The sequence below is a fragment of the Alkaliphilus crotonatoxidans genome, from assembly GCF_054658015.1.
Window position 1 is genome coordinate 106,058 of the sequence record NZ_BAAHXS010000001.1, and the last position, 22,688, is coordinate 128,745.

General features: G+C 42.0%; 23 protein-coding genes. All 23 read left to right on the top strand.

Annotated elements, in window-relative coordinates; all coding sequences use genetic code 11:
• Positions 1–3 precede the first annotated feature (3 nt).
• The 23 genes from opp1B to yqfD all read left to right on the top strand — a co-directional run bounded on the left by opp1B (position 4) and on the right by yqfD (position 22,687).
• Positions 4–933 (top strand): nickel/cobalt ABC transporter permease, encoded by a 930-nt coding sequence (gene opp1B, locus ACYQ1I_RS00470; RefSeq protein WP_459761607.1) that lies wholly within the window; start codon positions 4–6, stop codon positions 931–933.
• Position 934: 1 nt separating this feature from the next.
• Positions 935–1,813: a nickel/cobalt ABC transporter permease gene (gene opp1C, locus ACYQ1I_RS00475; protein ID WP_459761608.1), complete on the top strand. Its 879-nt coding sequence runs from the start codon at positions 935–937 to the stop codon at positions 1,811–1,813.
• A complete protein-coding gene (locus ACYQ1I_RS00480) occupies positions 1,776–2,612 on the top strand; it encodes an ABC transporter ATP-binding protein (RefSeq protein ID WP_459761609.1) in 837 nt (278 codons plus the stop codon). The genes opp1C and ACYQ1I_RS00480 overlap by 38 nt, the downstream gene beginning before the upstream one ends.
• The gene (locus ACYQ1I_RS00485) at positions 2,587–3,342 is read left to right on the top strand and encodes an ABC transporter ATP-binding protein (RefSeq protein WP_459761610.1); all 756 of its coding nucleotides are present in this window, start codon (positions 2,587–2,589) and stop codon (positions 3,340–3,342) included. Before ACYQ1I_RS00480 ends, ACYQ1I_RS00485 begins: the two co-directional genes overlap by 26 nt.
• Before the next feature lie 291 nt (positions 3,343–3,633).
• Positions 3,634–4,071 carry a heat shock protein Hsp18 gene (gene hsp18, locus ACYQ1I_RS00490; RefSeq protein ID WP_459761611.1) on the top strand — a complete coding sequence of 146 codons (438 nt, stop codon included), beginning with the start codon at positions 3,634–3,636 and terminating at the stop codon, positions 4,069–4,071.
• Positions 4,072–4,528: 457 nt separating this feature from the next.
• Positions 4,529–6,337, top strand: coding sequence for a translation elongation factor 4 (gene lepA / locus ACYQ1I_RS00495; protein ID WP_459761612.1), 1,809 nt, complete (start codon positions 4,529–4,531; stop codon positions 6,335–6,337).
• A 71-nt stretch (positions 6,338–6,408) separates the two neighbouring features.
• Positions 6,409–7,548: a radical SAM family heme chaperone HemW gene (gene hemW, locus ACYQ1I_RS00500; RefSeq protein ID WP_459761613.1), complete on the top strand. Its 1,140-nt coding sequence runs from the start codon at positions 6,409–6,411 to the stop codon at positions 7,546–7,548.
• 82 nt (positions 7,549–7,630) lie between these two features.
• The gene (gene hrcA, locus ACYQ1I_RS00505; protein ID WP_459761614.1) at positions 7,631–8,692 is read left to right on the top strand and encodes a heat-inducible transcriptional repressor HrcA; all 1,062 of its coding nucleotides are present in this window, start codon (positions 7,631–7,633) and stop codon (positions 8,690–8,692) included.
• Between the two features lie 75 nt (positions 8,693–8,767).
• Positions 8,768–9,346: a nucleotide exchange factor GrpE gene (grpE, locus tag ACYQ1I_RS00510; protein ID WP_459761615.1), complete on the top strand. Its 579-nt coding sequence runs from the start codon at positions 8,768–8,770 to the stop codon at positions 9,344–9,346.
• 44 nt (positions 9,347–9,390) lie between these two features.
• Entirely contained in the window at positions 9,391–11,214 is a 1,824-nt protein-coding gene (gene dnaK, locus ACYQ1I_RS00515; RefSeq protein WP_459761616.1) for a molecular chaperone DnaK, read from the top strand.
• Positions 11,215–11,281: 67 nt separating this feature from the next.
• Entirely contained in the window at positions 11,282–12,412 is a 1,131-nt protein-coding gene (gene dnaJ, locus ACYQ1I_RS00520; protein WP_459761617.1) for a molecular chaperone DnaJ, read from the top strand.
• A 185-nt stretch (positions 12,413–12,597) separates the two neighbouring features.
• On the top strand, positions 12,598–13,542 hold the full coding sequence (prmA, locus tag ACYQ1I_RS00525; RefSeq protein WP_459761618.1) for a 50S ribosomal protein L11 methyltransferase: 945 nt from the start codon (positions 12,598–12,600) through the stop codon (positions 13,540–13,542).
• 2 nt (positions 13,543–13,544) lie between these two features.
• A complete protein-coding gene (locus ACYQ1I_RS00530; protein ID WP_459761619.1) occupies positions 13,545–14,303 on the top strand; it encodes a 16S rRNA (uracil(1498)-N(3))-methyltransferase in 759 nt (252 codons plus the stop codon).
• Entirely contained in the window at positions 14,304–15,608 is a 1,305-nt protein-coding gene (gene mtaB, locus ACYQ1I_RS00535; protein ID WP_459761620.1) for a tRNA (N(6)-L-threonylcarbamoyladenosine(37)-C(2))-methylthiotransferase MtaB, read from the top strand.
• Positions 15,609–15,734: 126 nt separating this feature from the next.
• Entirely contained in the window at positions 15,735–16,079 is a 345-nt protein-coding gene (locus ACYQ1I_RS00540; RefSeq protein ID WP_459761621.1) for a histidine triad nucleotide-binding protein, read from the top strand.
• 127 nt (positions 16,080–16,206) lie between these two features.
• Positions 16,207–16,392 (top strand): 30S ribosomal protein S21, encoded by a 186-nt coding sequence (gene rpsU, locus ACYQ1I_RS00545; protein ID WP_459761622.1) that lies wholly within the window; start codon positions 16,207–16,209, stop codon positions 16,390–16,392.
• Between the two features lie 26 nt (positions 16,393–16,418).
• Positions 16,419–16,865: a GatB/YqeY domain-containing protein gene (locus ACYQ1I_RS00550; RefSeq protein ID WP_459761623.1), complete on the top strand. Its 447-nt coding sequence runs from the start codon at positions 16,419–16,421 to the stop codon at positions 16,863–16,865.
• Between the two features lie 125 nt (positions 16,866–16,990).
• On the top strand, positions 16,991–18,100 hold the full coding sequence (locus tag ACYQ1I_RS00555) for an endonuclease/exonuclease/phosphatase family protein (protein ID WP_459761624.1): 1,110 nt from the start codon (positions 16,991–16,993) through the stop codon (positions 18,098–18,100).
• A gap of 152 nt (positions 18,101–18,252) precedes the next feature.
• The gene (locus ACYQ1I_RS00560) at positions 18,253–19,548 is read left to right on the top strand and encodes an NfeD family protein (protein WP_459761625.1); all 1,296 of its coding nucleotides are present in this window, start codon (positions 18,253–18,255) and stop codon (positions 19,546–19,548) included.
• Between the two features lie 14 nt (positions 19,549–19,562).
• Positions 19,563–20,549: a flotillin-like protein FloA gene (gene floA, locus ACYQ1I_RS00565; RefSeq protein WP_459761626.1), complete on the top strand. Its 987-nt coding sequence runs from the start codon at positions 19,563–19,565 to the stop codon at positions 20,547–20,549.
• Between the two features lie 77 nt (positions 20,550–20,626).
• Complete coding sequence (locus tag ACYQ1I_RS00570) at positions 20,627–21,085, top strand: hypothetical protein (protein WP_459761627.1); 459 nt, start codon at positions 20,627–20,629, stop codon at positions 21,083–21,085.
• Between the two features lie 117 nt (positions 21,086–21,202).
• Complete coding sequence (gene yqfC / locus ACYQ1I_RS00575; RefSeq protein ID WP_459761628.1) at positions 21,203–21,478, top strand: sporulation protein YqfC; 276 nt, start codon at positions 21,203–21,205, stop codon at positions 21,476–21,478.
• Positions 21,479–21,481: 3 nt separating this feature from the next.
• Positions 21,482–22,687 carry a sporulation protein YqfD gene (gene yqfD / locus ACYQ1I_RS00580; protein WP_459761629.1) on the top strand — a complete coding sequence of 402 codons (1,206 nt, stop codon included), beginning with the start codon at positions 21,482–21,484 and terminating at the stop codon, positions 22,685–22,687.
• The last annotated feature ends 1 nt before the right edge of the window (position 22,688 follow it).

Below are 22,688 nucleotides of genomic sequence, written 5' to 3' on the forward strand. Positions count from 1 at the left end.
AGCATGAAGAACGATATAATTAGACGCATATTACTGATCATTCCAATACTAATTGGAATCACCTTTATTTCATTCATATTGATAAATCTAAATACCAGTGACCCGGCAGAGGTGGCCCTCAGGGTCAATGAAATTGTACCCACCGATGAAGCGGTGGCCTCCATGCGGGAGGAACTGGGACTAAATAAGCCCTTTGGTCAACGATATATCATATGGCTGAGAAATATCCTTCGACTGGATTTTGGAAATAGCTATATTAACAATAAGCCGGTAAGTGAAGAAATCCTGAGGGCATTGCCGGCTACCCTGTCTTTGGCAGGGATGGCCCTGTTGATGATTCTAATCGTTAGTATTGTTACAGGGGTACTATGTGCCATCTATGAGAATTCTATAGCAGATAAAATCATAAGGGGATTGATTTTTATTGGGGCGGCGATGCCTAATTTTTGGGTAGGATTATTACTGATGTGGTTCTTTGCTGTAAAGCTGGACATGTTCCCAACCAGCGGCCTGGATGGCCTTAGATCGGTGATATTACCAGCAGTCACCCTTTCCCTCAGCTATATTTCTACCTACACCCGGTTGATTCGAAATAACATGGTACAAAACAAAAATGAAAATTATGTACTGTATATTCATGCAAGGGGGCTAAAAAAATCAACCGCCTACAGGCATATTTTTAAAAATTCTATTCAATCTGCCATAACTGCCCTGGGAATGTCTATTCCCAAGCTGATTGCAGGAACCGTAGTGGTGGAAAATATTTTTGCATGGCCAGGTATTGGCCGATTATGTGTAACGGCCATATTTAACCGGGATTACCCTATTATACAAGCATACATTTTGATGACGGCCATATTGTTTGTAGTATGTAATCTCTTGGTGGATATTATCAATAGCCTGATGGACCCAAGAATAAGGAGGACAACATAGTATGCTTGCTTGGAAAAAATTCAGATCCGATGGGGTGACAATCGTCTGCGGAATCCTTCTTATGGCAATTATTATTCTGGGATTGTTAGCCCCCATCATTGCACCTAATGACCCTTTAAAAACCAATATTCAAGAAAAACTGTCAGGTATGAGCCTTCAATACCCCTTGGGTACTGACCAGCTGGGAAGGTGTGTTTTATCCCGTTTAATCTATGGTATACGGACAACCGTATGGGTGGCCATCTGGACAATGCTGGCTACCATTTCCATAGGAACCATCGTAGGGTTTGTAGCAGGCTATTGCAGGGGCTGGGTCGATGAAATCATCATGCGGCTATGTGATGTGCTGCTGTCCTTTCCCAGCGAAGTGATGATATTAGCCATTGTGGGAATGTTGGGGCCTGGTCTTGGAAATATCGTTATGGCCAATATTATTGCTAAATGGGCCTGGTATACTCGAATGATCCGTTCTATAGTCATACAATTTATGGATAAGAGCTACGTTCATTTTGCCAAAGTAGTTGACTTAAGCCCTATTCATATTATGAAAAGGCATCTTCTTCCTGGTGCCTTCAGCGAAATTGTGGTGTTAGCCTCTCTGGATACTGGTACGGTAATATTAAGTATTTCTGCACTGTCCTTCCTGGGGTTGGGGGTACAGCCGCCTACACCAGAGTGGGGAATGATGCTGAGCGAGGCCAAGAACATCATGACAACTCATCCTGTTAAAATGCTTCCCCCGGGTATTGCCATCTTAGTTGTGGTGGCTGCCTTTAACTTTGTCGGTGATAGAATTCGGGACATAATGGACCCTAAGCATATGGACGGGAAGGGGGATAAGAATGAGCCTGTTAAAGATAGAAAACCTGTCTGTAGTTGATGTCCGTAATAGTGAAAAAATCATTCAAAATGTCAACTTTTCCTTGGAGCCTAATTCCTGTCTTGGAATTGTGGGGGAAAGCGGCAGTGGTAAATCCATGACCTGTAGGGCCATATTGAATTTAACCCATCCCTGGCTTCAGGTTAAGGGAAGAATTTTACTCCATGGGGAGGATATTAATGGTGCCAACACGATGGAAAAAGTCCGGGGAAAGAATATCTCCATGGTTTTACAAGACCCAATGACAGCCTTTGATCCCATATACACCATCGGCTTTCAAATTCGGGAAACCCTGATGGAAAAGTTAAGGGTATCTAAAAGGGATGCCATGGAAATGGGGCTTGATGCCATGGTAAAAATGGGTATTGACGATGCTCCAAATGTCTATGAAAAATATCCTCACCAGCTTTCCGGCGGTATGCTTCAAAGGTGTATGATTGCCATATCCTTGGCAATGAAGCCCGATGTGATCATAGCTGATGAGCCCACCACTGCCCTGGATGCCATTAATCAACGGGATGTAGTAGATCAGCTGGAAAAATTACAGCATGCAGCGGGTACGGCTATTATATTCGTTTCCCATGATCTGGGGGTTGTGCAGCGAATCGCTCAACGGGTACTGGTTATGAAGGAAGGGACCGTCGTAGCCTATGGAGAGACAAGTCAGATTTTTAGAGAAGCCGTAGATCAATACACGCAGTATCTTGTTAAAAACCGATTGGCCCTTTCTGAACCATTTCAAAGATTAATCAGGGGGGAGGCCAAGGGAAACAATGCTAAAAGTAAAGGAAGTGTCTAAAAGCTATCCCAGACAAGGTAATCCCTTGGGAAGGAACCGGCGGCCCATCCTTACCAATGTCACCTTCGAGATCAAGGAAGGGGCCTGTGTTGGCTTAATTGGAGAAAGCGGAAGCGGCAAGAGTACCTTGGCCCGACTGATTATGGGGCTGGAAAAACCAGATCAGGGGAATATCACCCTGGAGGGGCAGCCCATTAAAACGTGGAAAAAGAAAAATCCAGGTCAGCTAAGCGTTGTCTTTCAAGACTATGTCTCGTCGGTGAATCCCAGATTCACCCTGGAGGAGATCGTTACCGAGCCTTTGATGCTAAAGGATCACCGGAATAATGTCAAAAGTAAGGCAGTTCATCTGTTAGACAGAGTGGGGCTACCAGCAAGGCTTTTGAATCGATATCCCCATGAGGTAAGCGGTGGACAGCTGCAGCGGGCATGTATTGCCAGGGCTATTTCAACTACCCCAAGATTTATTATATTAGATGAGGCCATCAGCTCTCTGGATGTTTCGGTGCAGGCCCAAATACTGGCTTTATTAAAGGAATTGAGGGATGATTTAAAGCTAAGCTATTTATTTATCGCCCATGACCTTGAGGCAGTGGCAAGTATATGTGATGAAGTATTATTTTTGTATAAAGGTTCAATAGAAGAAAAGTGTTTGATTACAGAATTGGCCGGCACCAACAATCCATATGCTAAAAAGCTGTTGGCCGCTGTGATGGATTTTAAATTGTAAATCAGTTGTAAAAAACAGATCCTCATCTTCTCGTGAATTTTATGTAAATTAGAAGATGAGGATTTTTTATATGGTGTAGCTTGTAGAATCTATATCATTGGTTTAAACGAGGTTTCTCCAGTATTAGGCATTTTACCTGCCAGAACGCTTTAAAAGCAGTAATAATATAATAATATTAGATAGATGTTAGCTAAAAAACATCTTTCTGTATCCGCTGATTAGCTAGTATAAATTACATTTATATTTCAAAAAATACTTCATATACAATTCATTTCATAGGAGGTAGAATAAATGTTTGATATGATGCCCTTTAGAAGAAATCAATTAAATAGAAGGGATGATTTTTTCTCACCCTTCAAGAGCTTTTTTGATGATGACTTGATTACCGCAATGAACCAGTTCCATGGAAATTTCAAGGTAGATTTAAAGGAAACAGAGGACCACTATTTAATAGAGGCTGAGCTGCCAGGAATCAACAGAGATGCAATTGATATCGATTTTAATAACAATTACCTAACCATCAGTGCCAAAAGAGAAGAAGCAAAAGAGGATCAAAAGGAAAACTACGTTAGAAGGGAACGGCACTACGGCGAATTCAAGCGCAGCTTTTATGTCGATAATGTTGATGAGGACAAAATTAATGCAAATTTTCAAGATGGTATCTTAACCATAACCCTGCCTAAATTAACCAAGGGCGAAACCAGAAGAAGAAAAATTGATATTAATTAGAAGCAATTTTTTATCAAGCTGATTCTTAAAAACTATTGTTTGTTCTGTGAAAGGTCGGCATGTTTATGGATTTTCTAATTATCAAATCCTAAACGGCTGACCTTTTGTAGCCCTAAATTAGTATTTCAACAATTCGAAGTTTCGAGGTCTTTTTTTTAATGCTATGCTTAGCTTACTATCTTACAAGGAATTTTGATACTGGTTTTATTTAAGACCTAAATAAATCAGTAGGTTAAGGATTGTTTTTACTTGAAAATGTCTATACTACTACCATTGACCGCCATATTAATAAAAACGTTTTGAATGGCATAGTTTAAAATACCATCAGCACAACGACTAATACTAGAATCAGTCAAGGGAACAGATACTGGGAAAAGGCGCAGAAAATATCTACCACCTTTTTCAAGTTTATGTTATAATTGATGAAGTTACGCTAGATTAAAGGAGGATACGCCTTATGCCAAGTGATAGACAAAAAAAGATACGAAATTTTTCTATCATTGCCCACATAGATCATGGAAAATCTACCTTGGCTGATAGACTCATCGAGTATACAGGATTGGTAAGTCATCGAGAAATGCAAGAGCAGTTATTGGATAATATGGATTTGGAGCGGGAAAGGGGTATTACCATCAAGCTTCAGACCATTAAGCTGGCCTATAAGGCCCGGGATGGAGAAACCTATTATCTGAACTTAATTGATACTCCTGGTCACGTGGATTTTACCTACGAGGTATCAAGAAGCCTGGCTGCCTGTGAAGGAGCCATTTTAGTTGTTGATGCTGCCCAGGGAATTGAAGCCCAGACCCTGGCCAATGTATATTTGGCCCTGGAACAGGATTTAGAGATTGTACCTGTTATCAATAAAATCGACTTGCCCAGTGCAAGGCCCGATGAAATTAAAACAGAGATAGAAGATATTATTGGCCTGGATGCCAGTGACGCCCCCTTGATTTCCGCCAAGGAGGGGATCAATATCAATGATGTGCTGGAGGCCATTGTTCAAAAGGTGCCTGCCCCCAGTGGTGACGAGGAGGCTCCCCTAAAGGCGCTAATATTTGACTCCTACTATGATAATTACAAGGGTGTTATAGCCTATGTACGTATTGTGGAAGGAGCCGTCAGAAGAGGCACTAAAATAAAGATGATGGCAACGGAAAAGCAATTTGAGGTTACTGAAGTAGGGGTTTATTCCCCCGGGGCCATTCCAATGGAAGAATTAAAGGCTGGGGATGTTGGTTATGTGGTGGCCAGTATTAAGGATGTTCGCCATTGTAGAGTGGGAGACACCATTACGGAGGCCGATCGGCCCACACCAGCCCCCCTGCCTGGTTATCGAAAGGTAACCCCCATGGTTTACTGCGGTATTTATCCTGCCGAGGGAGAAAAATATGAAGATGTAAGGGATGCCTTGGAAAAGCTCCAGGTAAATGATGCTGCCCTAGTTTTCGAGCCGGAAACCTCGGTAGCCTTGGGCTTTGGCTTTCGATGCGGCTTTCTGGGCCTTTTGCACATGGAGATCATTCAAGAGCGATTGGAGCGGGAATTTGACTTGGATTTGGTCACCACCGCCCCCAGTGTTATTTATCAGGTAACGAAAACCAATGGTGAAGTTGAAATGATTCAAAACCCTGCCAATCTACCCAAGGCCCAGGAGATTCATATCATGGAGGAGCCCATTGTAAAGTCTAATATTATGGTTCCCACCGAGTATGTGGGCACCGTTATGGAGCTGTGCCAGGATCGTCGTGGCGAAATGAAGAATATGGAATATATTGACAAAACCAGGGTTACACTCCATTATGAGCTGCCCCTTAATGAGGTGATCTACGACTTTTTTGATGCCCTTAAATCTAAAACCAAGGGATACGGCTCCCTGGATTATGAATTCATCGGTTATCGCCCGTCTAAGCTGGTCAAGCTGGATATACTAATCAATGGAGAGCAAATTGATGCCTTGTCCTTTATTGTTCACGAAACAAAGGCCTACAGCCGAGGCAAGGCCATGTGCGAAAAGCTGAAGGATGAAATTCCTCGACACCAGTTCCCTATTCCATTACAGGCCGCCATTGGTCAAAAAATCATAGCCCGTGAGACCATCAAGGCCCTGAGAAAGGATGTACTGGCAAAGTGTTACGGCGGCGATATTACCCGAAAGAAAAAGCTGCTTGAAAAGCAAAAAGAAGGAAAGAAACGAATGAGACAGGTCGGAAACGTCGAAGTGCCTCAAAAAGCCTTTATGTCTGTTCTAAAGCTGGATGATTAATAAGTATATAAGACTGGCAATTCTGTCCTTCGACCGAGTTGCTGGTCTTATTTTTAATGGAGGTTGTTCCTATGAAGCCATTGGGCTTATATATACATATCCCCTTCTGCCAGAGAAAATGCTATTACTGTGATTTTAATTCCTTCAGCGGTAAGGAACAATTGATCGAAGCCTACATGTCGGCATTGACCCAGGAACTGGGTCTATATGTCGGATCCTTAAGGGACTATGAGGTTCAATCTGTTTTTATTGGCGGTGGAACCCCTTCCCTGGTATCAGGTGATTTGATTGCGCTGTTTTTGGAAACTACTAAAAACAAATTAACAGTGGCTGGGGAAGCAGAAATCACCATCGAGGTGAACCCAGGCACCCTTACTGCCTCGAAACTGAAGATTTACCATGAATGTGGCGTAAACCGCCTGAGCTTTGGTTTGCAGGCCTGTCAGGATCATCTGTTAAGGGCCTTGGGGCGAATTCATAATTACAAAGACTTTTTAAAAAACCTGACCCTGGCCAGGGAAATAGGCTTCAGCAATATTAATGTTGACCTGATGTTTGCCTTGCCCAATCAGCAATCACAGGAGTGGCGGGAAAGCCTTGAAGCCATGGTTAAGCTGGAAATACCCCATATTTCGGCCTATAGCTTAATTTGGGAAGAGGGCACCCCCTTTGCAGATTGGCAGCATTCAGGAAGGCTAGCCCCCCTTGACGAGGAGCTGGAGCTAGACATGTATCATGGGGCGATTCAATATTTAAAGGAAGCAGGCTATGAACACTATGAAATTTCAAACTTTGCCAGGCCAAGTCATCGTTGTCTCCACAATCAAATCTATTGGCGCAACCAACCTTACCTTGGACTAGGAGCAGGGTCCCATTCTTATTTAAATGGAAAAAGGTTTAGTAATGCGCTAGAAATAGAGGGTTATTTGAAATATATAAAGGAAGGAAGGCGCCCGGTTATTGAAAGCATTGATATTTCCTTTAAAGATGAAATCAGCGAAACCATGTTTTTAGGCCTGAGGATGATGGAGGGGATTTCGATTGAGGCCTTTCAAAGGCGGTTTGGCATTTCACCAATTACACTCTATGGAGATACCCTGAAGGCCTTGAAAGATCAGGGGCTAATTGAAATTAATTCCAAGCGGCTTTATTTAACTGCCAAGGGAATAGACCTTTCAAATCAAGTATTTCAAAAGCTGCTGTTGGATTAGACCAAATTTAAAAAATGTGAAAGGGGGTCTTGACAAAAATAAATTGAAATGATATTTTAAAAGCAGATAGCGTTAGCACTCAATGATAAAGAGTGCTAATAATCGAGGTGGTCATATGAGATTGAATGAAAGAAAGCTAAAAATTTTACAGGCCATAGTTCAGGATTATATTCAAACGGCAGAGCCCGTTGGTTCCAGAACCTTAACCAAACGATATAATCTGGGAGTAAGCCCTGCGACCATTAGAAATGAAATGGCTGATTTGGAAGATTTAGGCTATTTAACCCAGCCCCATACTTCTGCCGGCAGAATTCCTTCAGATAAGGCCTATCGTTTCTATGTGGACTATCTGCTGGAAATGAAGAAAATTGCGGCCTTTCAACGGGACTATATTAAAAGCAATCTGTTAAAGAGCTTTGGTGAACTTGAGGATCTGCTCCAATACAGCTCAAGAATATTGTCTCAATTAACTAACTATACCACCATTGCCATGGCACCTCAAATAAAGGGAAGCAAGCTAAAGCACATACAATTGGTTCCTATTGACGATGAGAACATGATTAGTGTGATTGTCACCGATACAGGGGTTATTAAAAAGCCCTTGATCAAGATTCATGGCGGAATGGATTATGAAATTATGCAGAAGGTTTCTGTCATCCTGAATGAAAAGCTGGTAGGCTTGAGCTTTCGGGATATTGAGCAGAAATTAGAAAGAGAGATGAAGCAGGAGGCTAATCATTTCAGCAGCATCATTGATATAATCGTCCCTGAGCTCTTTAAAACCCTGGAGGAAATTGATGATTTTGGGCTATTTTTGAACGGTACAACCAACATCTTCAACTTTCCTGAATTCAGTGATATTTTAAGGGCTAAATCCTTTTTATCCATGCTGGAGGAGCGGGATCTAATTACAAATCTGATCAGTACCTCTGAAAAGGAGGGCCTGACCATTTCCATCGGAAGTGAAAATTCCCTTCAGGAAGCAAAGGACTGCAGTCTTGTAACGGCTACCATCAAATTAGATGGAAATACCATGGGGTGGCTTAGCGTAATTGGACCAACTCGAATGGATTATTCCCATGTGATTAGTGTAATGGATCAAATCAGTGCCTACATTAATCAACTGCTTAAAAATAGATATTAAGGTCTATAGTGCGAAACACCAGGGGTGTTTTGCACTCTCTCTTTTTAAAGATTACGAGAAAAGGCGGTGTCATGATTGGAAAAGCAAAATCAAGAGGAAATTTTGGATGAACAGTTGGAGGAAACAGCTGACAGTAATCTGGAAGCAGTACAGGAAGAGACAGAAGAAGCGGCAGAGGCCACCGAGGAGGTAGACGAAATAGCGAAATTAAAGAAGCAAATAGAAGAAAAGGAAGCAGCGTTGCAGGACTACATAAATCAGATGCAGCGTCTGCAAGCAGATTTCGCCAATTACAAAAAGCGAATAGAAAAGGAAAAAAGTGAAATCTATTTGTACGCTAATGAAAAATTGGCTGAAGAATTGCTAGGAACAATGGATAACCTGGAAAGGGCCCTTGAGGCTGCTTCAGAGGAGCAGGAGACTGGTCTTTTTCAGGGAATTGAGCTGGTATTAAAGCAGCTCAAGGAGCTGTTAAAGCGAAACGGGGTTGAAGAAATTGAAGCATTAAATCAGCCCTTTGATATGAACCTGCACCATGCAGTAGCCCAGGAAGAGGCTGAAGCCGAAGCCAATACTATAATTGAAGTGTTTCAAAAGGGCTATAAGATTCATCAAAAGGTCTTAAGACCGGCCATGGTAAAGGTGGCTAAATAATCAAGTAATACGACAACATATAAAATAAGGAGGAAAAGAAAACAATGGCTAAAATAATAGGAATAGACCTGGGAACAACCAACTCATGTGTATCCGTTTTAGAGGGTGGAGAACCCGTTGTTATACCTAATTCCGAAGGAAACAGAACAACTCCTTCAGTAGTTGCCTTTGGTAAGGACGGAGAAAGAATTATTGGTGAGCCTGCCAAAAGACAGGCAGTGGTGAACCCAGACAGAACCATTATCTCAATTAAAAGACATATGGGAACAGATCATAAGGTTACAATTGACGGCAAGGATTATACTCCACAGGATATTTCAGCGATGATCTTACAAAAGCTGAAGGCTGATGCTGAGGCTTACTTAGGTGAAACTGTAACCGATGCTGTTATTACCGTTCCCGCTTATTTTTCTGACAGTCAAAGACAGGCAACAAAGGATGCCGGCAGAATTGCAGGTTTAAATGTTCAAAGAATAATTAATGAGCCAACGGCTGCTTCTTTGGCCTATGGATTAGATAAAACTGAGCAGCACCAAAAAATTCTGGTTTACGACCTTGGGGGCGGAACCTTTGACGTTTCCATTCTTGAGCTGGGAGACGGCGTATTTGAGGTATTGGCCACCCATGGTAACAATAATCTGGGTGGAGACGACTTTGACCAGGTGATTATTGATTACATTGCAGAGGAATTTAAAAAGCAGGAATCAATCGATTTAAGAAATGATAAAATGGCACTGCAAAGATTGAAGGAAGCTGCTGAAAAGGCTAAAAAAGAGCTTTCCAGCACAATGACCACCAACATTAATCTTCCCTTTATTACTGCCACCAGCACAGGGCCAAAGCACTTAACCCTAGATTTAACCAGGGCAAAATTTGAAGAATTATCAGCCCATTTGGTTGAAAAAACCATGGAGCCTATGAAAAAGGCCCTTTCCGATGCAGGACTATCTGCAACTGAGATTGATAAGATAATTTTAGTGGGGGGTTCCACCAGAATTCCGGCAGTACAGCAGGCAGTAAAGAAAATTACCGGAAAAGAACCCCACAAGGGTGTAAATCCCGATGAATGTGTTGCCGTCGGTGCTGCCATTCAGGCAGGGGTATTAACCGGAGAAGTAAAGGATGTACTTCTGTTGGATGTTACCCCCTTGTCATTGGGTATTGAAACCCTTGGTGGTGTCTTTACAAAGCTGATCGAAAGAAACACAACTATACCATCCAAGAAGAGCCAGGTGTTCTCAACAGCTGCCGATAATCAACCGGCCGTTGAAATCCATGTATTACAAGGGGAAAGGCCCATGGCTGCCGATAATATCACATTAGGACGATTTCAGTTAACAGGAATTCCACCAGCACCAAGGGGTATTCCACAAATTGAAGTAACCTTTGATATCGACGCCAATGGTATTGTTAATGTTTCGGCCAAGGATTTAGGCACTGGCAAGGAGCAAAAAATTACCATTACTGCCTCAACCAATCTTTCCGATGAAGACATTGAAAGAAAGGTTAAGGAAGCAGAGAAATTTGCAGAAGAGGATAAGCGGAAAAAGGAAAAGGTTGAAGTGAAAAATCAAGCCGATACCTTGCTCTACCAAACTGAAAAGGCCTTAAAGGATGCAGAGGATAAGGTGAATAAGGATGATGCAGAAAAGGTAAAGGCTGAATTAGAAAAGTTAAGAAAAGCTATAGAAGAAGATAATGTGGAAAGTATGAAAAAGGCCATTGAAGATGTGAACAATGCCTTCCACGGTATCGCTCAGCAAATGTATCAGCAAGCAGCTCCAGAAGACCAACCCCAAGGGTCAGAACAAAAGGACGATAATGTTGTTGATGCTGAATATGAAGAGGTTCAAGAGGACGAGAAGTAAATGGCTTAGGACACCCCTAGGGGTGTCCTAAGGTTGTTGAAAGTCCAGATATAAGGGTGGTGAGAAGGTGAGCAAACGAGATTTTTATGAAGTTTTAGGAGTCGATCGAAATGCAAATGCTGATGAAATAAAGCGGGCCTACCGTAAATTAGCCATGAAATATCACCCCGATAAAAATCAGGGTGACCAGGAGGCAGAAGCCAAGTTCAAGGAGATCAACGAGGCCTACGAGGTATTAAGTTCACCAGAAAAAAAGCAGCGTTATGATCAGTTTGGTCATGCCGGAATGAATGGCAATGGTGGTGGCGGCTTTGAAGGTGGCTTCGGGGGCTTTGGCGGTTTTGATGATATATTCGGTGATATTTTTGATATGTTCGGCGGCGGCTCTGGTAGAAGAAGAAGCGGCCCCCAGAAGGGCTCAGATGTTAAGTATGAAACGACCATTACCTTTGAAGAGGCGGCCTTTGGAGCTGAAAAAACTGTAGAGTTTCATCGCTATGACAATTGTGAGACCTGTAACGGTACCGGAGCGAAGCCCGGAACTGATAAGAAGACCTGTCCTCACTGTAAAGGAACAGGAGAAATTCGATATGCCCAAAGAACGCCCCTGGGCCAGATTGTCAATGTGAAGGCCTGCCAGCACTGCGGAGGCGAAGGGCAAATTATTGAAGAACCCTGTACTACCTGCAAAGGCCGGGGTAAGGTTAGAAAGCTTAGAAAAATTAAGGTTCGTATTCCTGCCGGTGTTGACAACGGCATGGTGATTCCTCTGCGGGGTGAAGGGGAACCAGGAACCAAGGGAGGCCCTCCCGGAGATCTATATGTGGTTTTAAAGGTACTGCCCCATCGTATTTTTGTCAGAGAAGGTCTGGATATTATTTGTGAAATACCCATTACCTTTGTACAGGCAGCCCTGGGTGATGAGCTGGAGGTACCTACACTGGAAGGAAAGGTTAAATATAAAATTCCTGAGGGAACCCAAAGCGGCACTGTATTCAGGCTGAAATCCAAGGGAATTGTCAGCCCCAAGGGCTATGGAAAGGGAGACCAGTTTGTTAAGGTATTGGTAGAGGTACCTAAAAAGCTATCAGAAAAGCAAAAGGATATACTTCGTCAATTTGCCGCTGAAGGCGGAGAAGATGTTCATGAGCAAAGAAAGTCTTTTTTTGACAAGGTAAAGGATGCTTTCAGCAATTGATAAGAATCACTCTACATAGCTAGAGTGATTTTTATCGAACCAAGGCTTAAGAAATAAGTTCGTCTATGGGCTATTATGGCAGTAAAAATTAAATGTTCCTTTTCACGAATATTATGCAATCTACTAATTTTATTGTATAATAGGATAGAACTCTAGGGACATTATTTACAGGGATGTGATAATAAATGATGTGGATTGAAGTTTCAATTAAAACAACGACAGAGGCGGTAGAGGCTGTTTCTAACATTTTGTACGATGCCGGTGTTTCAGGAGTGGCCATTGAAGACCCCAATGACTTTGTCTTTGAAGAAAACAATGAACTGATTTGGGACTATGTCGATGAATCCATTCTACCAACCAATTTTGAAGGTGCCATTGTGAAGGGCTATTTGCCTGCCTCGGCAGATTTAGTGGACAAGGTTGAGCTCATAAAGGAATTGGTAGGGATGCTGCCCCAATATGGCCTGGATATTGGGCTGGGTGAGGTTACCACCATTGAAGTTTCAGAGGATGATTGGAGCGATGCCTGGAAGCAGTATTACAAACCAACTAAGATTGGTGAGCGGGTAGTGGTAAAACCCACCTGGGAGCAATATGAGCCTGCCGAAGAAGATATTATCATTGAGCTGGACCCAGGTATGGCCTTTGGTACCGGTACCCATGAAACGACAATGATGTGTGTAATGGAGCTGGAGCAGGCGGTCAAGCCCCATTCTATTGTTTTTGATATTGGCTGTGGAAGCGGTATACTGGCCATTGCAGCGGCAAAAATAGGAGCCGAAAGGGTGACGGCTATTGATTTAGACCCCGTTGCCAAGGAGGTTGCTGAAAAAAATGTAAGCCTTAACCATGTAGAGGATATTGTAGAGGTTAAGCAGGGGAATTTAACCGATGCCTTAACTGGCAAAGCCCATGTGGTGGTGGCCAACATCATAGCTGATATCATTACCCTGTTATCTAAGGACATTACTAATTTTATTGAAAAGAACGGTATATTTATTTCCTCTGGTATTATCCTTGAAAAAATAGATATGGTGGTAGAAAGTCTAAAAACCAATGGCTTTGAGGTGGTCAAGGTAAATAAAATGGGCGAATGGGCAGCCATTGTTGCTCAATATAAGGGTGAATAAGAATGAACCGGTTTTTTGTTGAACCCAGCGACGTAAATGAAGAAAGACAGCAGATTATTATTAAAGGTGAAGATGTAAGGCATATAACCAAGGTACTGCGTCTAAGAACAGGAGATTCCCTGGAGCTTTGTGACGGCGAAAAGTGGGAATACATAGGTAAAATTCAGGAAGTCCATAAGGACCAGGTTTTGGTATCCTATCAGGAACGGATTCAAAGCCGCCGTGAAGCCCCTGTTAAGGTTAGCCTCTATCAAGGAATACCCAAGGCAGCCAAGATGGAGCTGATCATTCAAAAAACCACCGAAATGGGAATTGTCGAGATTATCCCGGTTGTGACAAAACGTACGGTTGTTCAGCTTAACGAAAAGGATCAAGCTAAAAAAATTGATCGATGGCAAAAAATTGCCACGGAAGCGGCCAAGCAAAGTAAAAGGGGAAAAATTCCTTTGATCCAGCAGCCCTTATCCTTTCAAGAGGCCCTTTCCCACGGATTAGGGAACCAATTGAATATTGTTGCCTATGAAGGGGAAAGGGAAAGAGGCCTTAAAGCAATTTTACAATCTGCCAAGGCCGACAAGGTTCAAAGCCTTGGTATATGGGTAGGGCCAGAGGGTGGCTTCGAAGAAGCAGAAATTAATGCTGCTGAAAAAATATCCTGCCATTCTGTGACCCTGGGGCCACGGATTTTAAGAACCGAAACCGCCGGGCTGGCTTTGCTGTCGATGATTTTATATGAGTTAGGTGATTTAGGAGGTTGTTAGGTGAAAAAAGTAGCATTTCATACGTTGGGCTGTAAAGTAAATCAATATGAAACCCAGGCCATGATGGAGCTTTTTGAAGGGGCTGGCTATCAAGTGGTGCCTGATACAGAGTGGGCTGATGTCTACGTCATTAACACCTGCACCGTTACTAATATTGGCGATAAAAAGTCCAGACAATTTATTCGAAGAACCAAAAAAATCAATCCTGAGGCCATTGTGGCGGTGGTGGGCTGTTACGCCCAAACTGCTCCCCAGGAGGTATTGGAAATTGAAGGGGTAAATCTGATTCTTGGAACCAACGAAAGAAGTAAAATCGTACAATATATTGAAGAAATGAATCCACACCAAAAAATAAATGTTGTTGATGACATCATGAAGGTTAGAGAATTTGAAGAACTGTCGGTACAGGAAATCAAGGGAAAGACCAGGGCGTTTCTAAAGATTCAGGAGGGCTGTAATCAATATTGTAGCTATTGTATTATTCCCTATGCCCGGGGACCCATCCGAAGTCGCAAAAAGGAAGAAGTCATCAAGGAGGTAAAGACCTTGGTGAAAAATGGCTTCCAGGAAATTGTACTGACGGGTATCCATGTAGCCTCCTATGGTAAGGATTTTCAACAAAAAGATGCTCTAATCGATCTACTGAGGGGATTGAATGAAATAGAAGGCTTGGAGAGAATTCGGCTGAGTTCATTGGAGCCGACCCTGCTGACCGAAGAATTTACTCAGGCCCTGGCCAAGCTCAATAAAATATGTCATCATTTTCATCTGTCATTGCAAAGCGGATGCGATGAAACCTTAAAGCGCATGAATCGAAAATATACCACAGCCCTGTATCGAGAAATTGTTGAACGAATCAGGCGCTATTTCCCAGATATAGCCTTAACGACAGACATTATTGTTGGCTTTCCCGGTGAAACCGATGAAGACTTTGAAAACACCTGCCGATTTGTTGAAGAAATGGCATTCAGCGAAATTCACGTCTTTAAGTTCTCTCCCAGAAAGGGAACACCGGCAGCGGAATACCCTGACCAGGTGGAGGGAACCATAAAACACCATAGAAGTGAAAGGTTGATTACTCTAGGGGCAAGGTTGAAACGCCAATATCAAGAGACATTTGTTGGTGAAAGAAGGTCTGTATTGCTGGAGACAATGAGTAAAGAACGACAAGGTTTTCTCGAGGGGCTAACGGATAATTATTTAAAGGTATTGGTTCCAGGAACCGAAGCTCAGGAAGGAACCCTGCAATGGGTTCGATTGACAGCAATTGAAGGGGAAGCTATGATTGGTACAATTACAGCTTGATCAGCTATTATCATTATTAATAAGGGATGGGCTTCCTTGACTAAATTTTTGACAGGAAAAAGGAATTTTTATATTTCTGTTGAAATAGATATGGATATGGAATAGTAGTGGATAAGGAGGTGTACTATGTCTGAATGTATTTTTTGCAAAATTGTTGAGGGGGAAATACCTGCTAAAATTGCCTTTGAAAATGAGCAGGTACTGGCTTTTTATGATCTTTCGCCCCAAGCCCCTGTCCACTTGCTGGTTATTCCTAAAAAGCACATTGCTTCAGCCCTTCATCTGGAGAACGAGGATACAAAAACCATCATGCCAGAGATCTTCAATGCCATTACGGCCCTGGCTAAGGAGCTTAATTTAAAGGATGGCTTTAGAATCGTCAATAACTGTGGGAAGGACGGAGGACAAACAGTTGAGCATCTGCATTTCCACCTGTTGGGGGGAAGGCAGTTGCAATGGCCTCCGGGCTAAAATTTTTATTGCATAACCATTTTATTTAATGTATAATAACATGGTATTGTAGTATCCCACTAGCAATATAGCATTATGTTGCTATAGATAAAGCACAGCGGGTGCTAGCGGAGGGAGGGAGAAGTAAATGTCAGAGATTAAAATAAGAGAAAATGAAACCTTAGATAGTGCTCTTCGCAGATTCAAAAGACAATGTGCAAAATCTGGAATCTTGTCAGAGGTAAGAAAGAGAGAGCATTACGAAAAACCCAGCGTAAAGCGTAAAAAGAAAGCTGAAGCTGCCCGAAGAAAAAACACTACTAAGAAATTCTAATGTAGAATAAAGTAGAGGTGAATAAATTGTCCCTTAAGGAGCAATTATCCAATGATCTTAAGGAAGCAATGAAGGAAAAAGATCAGCTTAAAAAAAATGTAATCACAATGGTTCGTGCTGATATAAAGCAGGTGGAAGTAGATAAGCGAATCGATCTTGAGGATGATGGGATTATTGAAATCATCGCAAAGCAAGTTAAGCAAAGAAGAGATGCCCAAGAGGAGTTTGAAAAGGGAGGCCGTCAAGACCTCGTTGAACAAGCCCAACAGGAAATCCAACTACTTATGAAATATTTACCTGCCCAAATGTCAGAGGATGAAATCGAAAAGCTTGTTAAGGATACAATTTTAGAAATCGGTGCCCAATCCATGAAGGATATGGGCAAGGTCATGGCTGCCTTGATGCCTAAAACACGAGGAAAGGCCGATGGCAAATTGGTTAATGAAATTGTGAAAAAATGCTTACAATCTTAAAAATAATAACCTAGAGTTCGCTCTGGGTTTTGTTTTTTGTATTTTACAAAATATGCTATTATTAACCCAAACCCCATCTATGATATAATTTATTTACTAAACTTTCTGAAGACGGGGGAAGGGCTATGGATAAAAAACAGCTATTGTTACTATTCATGATTGTACTTCTATTCAGCCTTAACCTGGGAATAAGGGCTTCATCCCATGAAGAATTGAGGGTAGTCATGCACCAGCAGCAGGAGGCCATAGCAAAAATAGAAATTGTGGCACCCGATGAAATAGAGGAAATGATCGCTGAAGTATATAATTTCGACAGCGAAATGACCCACTATCTTCTACTCAAAGACCCCATTCAAAAAAGACAAAGGAAAAATTACTTAAATTCCTTTTATATAACAGGACAAATGGTGGATTTTAAAAATATGAATAATATAATAATATATCCCCAAAATAATGAAGGAGTTTCCTACACTCCAACAGATATGGAGGTCCAGCAGGAATTAGAATTTTCTGTTGAATTATCGGAAGGCAGTGAAACCCCTATGAAAATCATGTCCTATAATATTCATCATGGCAAAAGCTTAACCGGGCGTCATACCCTGGATGAAATGGTTCAGCTGATGAAAGCCAGCGGAGCAGAAATCATTGGCCTGCAGGAGGTAGACAGCAGTATGCCCCGATCCAGAATGCAGAATCAAGTCAGGTATCTAGGGGAAGCTTTGCAAATGAACTATGTATATGGAGAAAATATCAATATACTGGGGGGCCGTTATGGTAATGCCGTTTTGAGTAAATATCCCATCGAATTCAGTGAAAATTTGTTTCTACCCAGTAATCGAGAGCAAAGGGGCCTGCTAAATGCAGTAATTAATGTTAACGGCAGAAGAATTAACTTTATGGTTACCCATTTAGGGTTGAATGATGAAGAACGTCAAAGTCAGCTGAGATCGATACAAAATTATATGGGTACCGTTGCCGGAGACGTTATTTTGGTGGGAGACTTTAATATGTCACCACAGGATCCAGCCCTGATGGAGCTGAAGCGAAAAATGGTGGATGTGGCCTGGGCCCTGGGAGAAAACAACACCCCAACCTTCGATTTTCCCTTTTTATCTAAAAGAATTGATTATATTTTTGTTCCCCCAAGCTTCGAACTCATAGATTATCAGGTAATAAAAAGCCGGGCTTCAGATCACTATCCCATTACTGCTACGGTAATTCTGCCAAAAAATTAAAGTTTTTTTAGAGGAAAATGCTCCCTTACTAACGAATTTCCATTAGTAAGGGGCTTTAGCTTAATTTGACAGTTTTTTAATTGTTAAAAATAAGTTTAACGGCAGAAAATATGAATATATATTATAATAAGCATCTTAAGGAGGTGAGAAATATGTCAAAAAAATTTATATGTCTTCTTCTATTGGCCTTGGTCTTCCTTTCTATTCCTGGTGCAGAATCATATGGGACAGGGGGAAATGTTTATGTCATTCCCGTAAAGGGAGAAATAGGCCCTGCAGTATATCAATATTTACATAGCAATATTAATCGGGCCATGAATGACCCCAATGTGGCGGCAATCATCATTGAAATTGACACCTATGGCGGGCTGATTGAATCTGCTGTGAACATTAGTGACAGCATCATAAGCAGCAATGTCCCTACCATTGCCTTTGTCAATAAAAAGGCCGAATCAGCCGGGGTATTGATTACCATCTCGGCCGATCAAATTGTTATGGCACCGGGAGCCACCATTGGTTCCGCAGAGCCTATTCCCAATACAGAAAAGAATTTGTCCTATTGGACAGGTCAACTTCGTACTGTGGCACAGCAAAAAGGCAGAGATCCCCAGCTGGTGGCAGCCATGGCTGATTCAAGTATTGAAATTCCCGATGTGGTGGAGGGCGGTCGACTTTTAAACCTCACCACCTATGAGGCACAGGATTTAAATTTTACTGACCTGGTGGCTTCCGATTATGAAACAATTCTTGAGGAATTTAATATTGCCTATGGAAATATTCGTACCGTAGAGCTGCCTTCAAGAATTAAATTAGCCCAACTATTAACTAATCCCTATGTGGTACCGATTTTATTGGCTGCGGGCTTTATCGGAATTCTCATAGAAATTTTCACACCTGGCTTTGGGCTGGGTGGAACCATTGGTCTAATCTCCTTTGTTTTATACTTTGGTGGTGGTATTATGGCAGGTAATGCAGGCTTTGCGGTGGTGATCATTTTCCTGACGGGAATCGCCCTCCTGGTCATAGAAGCCTTTGTACCAGGCTTTGGGGTGCCTGGAATCGGCGGGATAATCTGTATTATCGCCAGTATTGTATTGGGGGCCAGTAACCTGGCAGTGGCACTAACGTCACTGATAATAGCCTTTTTACTAACCCTGGTGGCCTTTATTGTAATATTGAAGTATGCACCTCGAAATCAATTCTTTAGCAGAATAGTACTTTCGACCAGGGAAAATGTAGAGGATGGTTATGTTTCTTCCAGGGTACAATATGATCATCTGATGGGAGAACAGGGGACTGTAAAGACCTTCCTAAGGCCCGCCGGAACCATTGAAATTAAGAATGAGCTATATGATGTAATCTCTGAAGGGGATTTTATAGAGGTCGGTTCCCTGGTGAAGGTTGTAAAGGTTGAGGGAAGAAAAATAATTGTAAGAAAAATCGATTAGGAGGGATTTTGTTTATGCAGGGAATTGTTTCGTTAATTATTATCATTGCAGTAATCTTTATACTGCTGTCTGTTTTTTTAAGCTTTGTACCCGTTGGACTATGGGTAACCGCTTATTTCTCAGGTATTAAAATTGGGCTATTTACCCTAATTGGTATGAGATTAAGAAGGGTTCAGCCAAGTCGAATTGTCAGTCCTTTAATTAAAGCCAATAAGGCTGGACTGGATCTAAATACAGACAAGCTGGAAGCCCATTACTTAGCCGGTGGAGACGTGAATCGTGTTATTGATGCCCTGATTGCTGCTCAACGGGCTGAAATTAATCTGGAATTTGCCAGGGCTGCTGCCATTGATCTGGCCGGTAGAGATGTACTTCAGGCAGTACAAGTCAGCGTTAATCCAAAGGTTATTGAAACTCCTAAAATTGCTGCTGTAGCTAAGGATGGTATCGAAGTAATGGTAAAGGCCCGGGTAACGGTTCGGGCGAATATCGAAAGATTAGTAGGGGGTGCCGGTGAAGAAACCATTATCGCCAGGGTCGGTGAAGGAATTGTTACCACCGTTGGTTCAGCAGAAGCCCATAAAGAGGTATTGGAAAACCCAGACTTAATTTCCAGAACGGTCCTCAAGAAGGGGTTAGATGCGGGAACCGCCTACGAAATACTATCAATAGATATTGCAGATATCGATATAGGAAGAAATATTGGTGCCAAGCTGCAAACCGATCAGGCCGAGGCTGACAAGCGAATTGCCCAGGCGAAGGCCGAAGAAAGAAGGGCTATGGCCGTTGCAGTGGAACAGGAAATGGCTGCTGCCGTGCAGGAAATGAGGGCAAAGGTTGTTGAGGCTGAGGCTGAAGTTCCAAGGGCCATGGCTCAGGCCTTACGAGAAGGAAAGCTAGGTGTAATGGATTATTACAATATGAAAAATGTTTTAGCTGACACCAATATGAGAGATTCCATTTCAAACCTGTCTAAGGAAGACAGTAAGAAGGACCAATAAAGGTAAATAACTAGATTTCTGATGCCAGATTCCGGTCTTTACGGGAGCATCGGCATCGGTATAAAGGAAGTGAATCAATGAGTTGGGAAAGTATTATTGGCTTTATTGTTATTGCAGCCATAAGCTCATTATTTAACAAAAATAAAAGAAGTCAACAAAATAATAGAAATCCTAGGCCTACAGCTACGCCCGTTGGTCAGGGAAGCCCCCTGCCAAAAAGTGCCCCTGCAAGACCGGAAAGGGAAAGGAGCAGGAGGCCGGGCTCCTTGATGGATGAAGTACTTAAAGAGCTTCAAAGGGGAATGACAGAGGAGATGGTTAAAGAGCCTCCTGCTGATCAGATAATGGAAGCTGAAATAGAGGAATCGCCTCCAATTGAGGAGTATGAGAAAGAGGATGTCAAATTGGTTGAGCCGGCAACCGGCCAACAACAGCCCATTTATCAACAGGCTAAGGTGCTGAACTTTGGTCAAAAGGAAGTGCTACAGGGAATCATTATGTCAGAGATATTGGGAAAACCCAAGGCTTTGAGATAGCATTTTAAAAGATAGAGAAGATTTTTTTCTCTATCTTTTTTTTTATGCATTAAATCTTCCCAGGTCTATCAAATACGATTAAAGCATAAAAATTGTATAGATGGGAGGTGTGCCGAAATGAAAAAAAGTGACGAAATTAAGAAAAGCATAGCCGATATATTGGAGCTACCCCAGGATATTATGCTAGACCTGCCCAAGGTAACCATGATTGGCAACCTTCAAATTTATGTGGAAAATCATAAGGGAATTATTGAATATTCCAGCACCAGGGTAAGGATTTTTACCAAATGCGGCGTATTGAGGGTGACAGGTAAAAATTTACTCTTAAAGCGAATTGTTCAGGAGGAGATTGTACTGGTGGGAGAAATAGACCAGGCTGAATTTATGGATTAGGGAGTGGGACGCTTGTTAATATTGAGACTATGGAATTATTTCAGGGGTTATGTTATTATAAAAATAGAAGGGTTGAACCTAGAAAAGTTCATTAATCATTGTATTGCAAAGGACATATATCTGTGGGATATAAGGCGGTTAAGCTATACTACCCTAGAGGCCTGTATCGGCATACAGGGCTACAAAGCTGTAAAAAAGCTGGCCAGAAGGGCTGGCTGCAAGGTGTCGCTGACTCGAAAAAACGGATATCCTTTTTGGGCCCATAAAATTAAAAAAAGGAAAATGCTTTTATTGGGAGCATTTTTTTCTTTCCTTTTGTTGATCGTTGCCTCCAGCTTTATTTACAAGATTGAGGTTGTGGGGAATGAACAAATTGAAACAGCAGCCCTAATGACCCATTTAGAGAAGGTTGGTCTCAAGGTTGGAAGCAATCGACACTTTATCGATTTAAGAGAAATAGAAAGTGAATTAATGCTTGAATTTAATGGTCTGGCTTGGGTAGGAATAGAAATAAGGGGGATCTATGCCAAGGTAGAGGTGGTGGAAAAGGTTACGCCGCCTGAAAAAATTGATAAAGAGACCCCCTGTAACGTAGTAGCCGTTAAAAATGGTTTGATTGAAAAGGTTATTGCTAAAAATGGTGATGCCCTGGTGAAGGAAGGGGATATTGTTACAGAAGGAGATTTGCTAATCACTGGAATTGTCACCAGACAGCACATGGAAAGCCCCCTTTATGTTCATGCCTATGGGGAGGTTTATGCAAAAACCTATTATGAGGCGACTAAATCAAAGAACTTAACAGTCATTAATCAAATCAAAACTGGAGAAACTTATAAACAGAGAAGCCTTCGGATCGGAAAGCTGAATCTGACGTTAGGAAATAATGAAATCCCCTTCGACAAATATTTGCTGGAGGAGGACAATAGTAAACCTACCCTGTGGAGGAATATTAAGTTTCCTGTCGAAATTAAGGTAATTACCTATGAAGAAATCATTGAAGAGGAGGAGCTTCTGGATATTGAAGTCGTTAAGCAGTTAATCCATGAGGAGGCTTTAACTGAGTTATTGGAACAAATCCCTCTGGAAGCAGAGATCTTAAATACCACTGTAAATTTTAACCAGGAAGGGGATCTGCTGCATGGGGATATTATCATTGAGGTTCGAGAAAATATAGCAGAGCAGGTCAAAATAGATATTAAGGAGGATTAAT

What these genes read in the sequence shown, in the direction of transcription:
- opp1B (WP_459761607.1), top strand. Translation starts at nt 4, where the DNA reads ATGAAGAACGATATAATTAGACGCATATTACTGATCATTCCAATACTA.
- opp1C (WP_459761608.1), top strand. Translation starts at nt 935, where the DNA reads ATGCTTGCTTGGAAAAAATTCAGATCCGATGGGGTGACAATCGTCTGC.
- ACYQ1I_RS00480 (WP_459761609.1), top strand. Translation starts at nt 1,776, where the DNA reads ATGAGCCTGTTAAAGATAGAAAACCTGTCTGTAGTTGATGTCCGTAAT.
- ACYQ1I_RS00485 (WP_459761610.1), top strand. Translation starts at nt 2,587, where the DNA reads ATGCTAAAAGTAAAGGAAGTGTCTAAAAGCTATCCCAGACAAGGTAAT.
- hsp18 (WP_459761611.1), top strand. Translation starts at nt 3,634, where the DNA reads ATGTTTGATATGATGCCCTTTAGAAGAAATCAATTAAATAGAAGGGAT.
- lepA (WP_459761612.1), top strand. Translation starts at nt 4,529, where the DNA reads ATGCCAAGTGATAGACAAAAAAAGATACGAAATTTTTCTATCATTGCC.
- hemW (WP_459761613.1), top strand. Translation starts at nt 6,409, where the DNA reads ATGAAGCCATTGGGCTTATATATACATATCCCCTTCTGCCAGAGAAAA.
- hrcA (WP_459761614.1), top strand. Translation starts at nt 7,631, where the DNA reads ATGATAAAGAGTGCTAATAATCGAGGTGGTCATATGAGATTGAATGAA.
- dnaK (WP_459761616.1), top strand. Translation starts at nt 9,391, where the DNA reads ATGGCTAAAATAATAGGAATAGACCTGGGAACAACCAACTCATGTGTA.
- prmA (WP_459761618.1), top strand. Translation starts at nt 12,598, where the DNA reads ATGATGTGGATTGAAGTTTCAATTAAAACAACGACAGAGGCGGTAGAG.
- ACYQ1I_RS00530 (WP_459761619.1), top strand. Translation starts at nt 13,545, where the DNA reads ATGAACCGGTTTTTTGTTGAACCCAGCGACGTAAATGAAGAAAGACAG.
- ACYQ1I_RS00540 (WP_459761621.1), top strand. Translation starts at nt 15,735, where the DNA reads ATGTCTGAATGTATTTTTTGCAAAATTGTTGAGGGGGAAATACCTGCT.
- rpsU (WP_459761622.1), top strand. Translation starts at nt 16,207, where the DNA reads ATGTCAGAGATTAAAATAAGAGAAAATGAAACCTTAGATAGTGCTCTT.
- ACYQ1I_RS00555 (WP_459761624.1), top strand. Translation starts at nt 16,991, where the DNA reads ATGGATAAAAAACAGCTATTGTTACTATTCATGATTGTACTTCTATTC.
- ACYQ1I_RS00560 (WP_459761625.1), top strand. Translation starts at nt 18,253, where the DNA reads ATGTCAAAAAAATTTATATGTCTTCTTCTATTGGCCTTGGTCTTCCTT.
- floA (WP_459761626.1), top strand. Translation starts at nt 19,563, where the DNA reads ATGCAGGGAATTGTTTCGTTAATTATTATCATTGCAGTAATCTTTATA.
- ACYQ1I_RS00570 (WP_459761627.1), top strand. Translation starts at nt 20,627, where the DNA reads ATGAGTTGGGAAAGTATTATTGGCTTTATTGTTATTGCAGCCATAAGC.
- yqfC (WP_459761628.1), top strand. Translation starts at nt 21,203, where the DNA reads ATGAAAAAAAGTGACGAAATTAAGAAAAGCATAGCCGATATATTGGAG.